2 pseudogenes are annotated in these 1,096 nt (G+C 44.3%); both read right to left on the bottom strand.

Going from position 1 to position 1,096, the window contains the following annotated elements:
• A pseudogene (locus tag ACFIJR_RS08685) lies at nt 1-339 on the bottom strand (hypothetical protein); the annotation flags it as partial.
• Nucleotides 340-352: 13 nt separating this feature from the next.
• Nucleotides 353-1,096, bottom strand: a pseudogene (locus ACFIJR_RS08680) (phage portal protein); the annotation flags it as partial.

Below are 1,096 nucleotides of genomic sequence, written 5' to 3'. Positions count from 1 at the left end.
CTTTTTTCCCATCCAACTCATATAGCCAATAATGTCTTGTGTAGGGTCTGGGGGTGCATTTTCACCTTCAACCATTGGCGTCTGGGATTGGGGTTCATAAAGCTTGACAAGCGCTTCACGAGCTTGTTTAGCTTGTTGCTCCATACGCTGCTGTTCTATGCTAGGAACAATCTCTGAAGGCTTTTCAACGGACTGCACAACCGGCTCTGGAGAGGTGACATCATCATTATCAATCGTTTCACCATCATAAGTGCCGGCATCAAAAGAGCTCTCATCATCAAAGACCGGTGCTCCAACTCTGTAATCTTCATTCATAGCTTCATTCATTTCTGCATTCATTCTTTCACCTTTCTCAACTATGCATACCTCTGTGTAATGCTATTCGCTCTCGCATAATCTGATTATGTGCCTGATCATTGAGAAGCTTCTGCCGTTCAATCTCATAGCGTTGCTTCATCAGTTCTGCGTCTGTTTTTGCTCTCTCTTGATGCACAAAAAGATCAATCTGCTTTTGTTGCAAATCCATCTGATGCATCTGTGCTTTCGTCTCTAAGTCTTGTTGCTTTTCCTGCAACTTCATTTCCCGCTCGGGGTCCATCTGCTGTTGTTGTGCCATTTGTTGCTGTTGGAACTTCTCACTGACACGATTGAGTAATGACGCAGGCAATGGAGAATAACGAAGTAGATCAAGCATAATATCCGGCGTAATCGCATTTTGAAGCAATGGGAGCAGCTGTGTGATGATACCGAAGGTGCGCTCTTTCTCATTCGGGCTGGTTGGCGCATCATCAACTACAATATCATACTCGACACTCGTTACTTCTTCACGCGTCAATGGAATATATTGCGCATTCTCCTCACCAGATATCCGTACCAAACGACCATCGGACAAGTAATTCTGGATAAGATGCAAAATAATCTTACCTTGCCGCTTGCGGTACAAACGTAAACCATCAAACAGACAAGCAAGCAGATTTAAACTGGATTGGCGTCGTTGTGCCTCCAAAATACCCGCTTGTGTCACTTCTCTTGTGCCAATGAATTCGGGCGATAAACCCGTCACCTGATTAATTGCTTCCTTAGCTTCATTAAACAG

The sequence above is a fragment of the Bartonella sp. OD88NMGDW genome (genome assembly GCF_042193775.1).
GTDB classification, from domain to species: Bacteria; Pseudomonadota; Alphaproteobacteria; order Rhizobiales; family Rhizobiaceae; genus Bartonella; species Bartonella grahamii.
The sequence above is the reverse complement of the archived record's forward strand: the minus strand, read 5'-3'. Positions and strand labels throughout refer to the sequence as shown.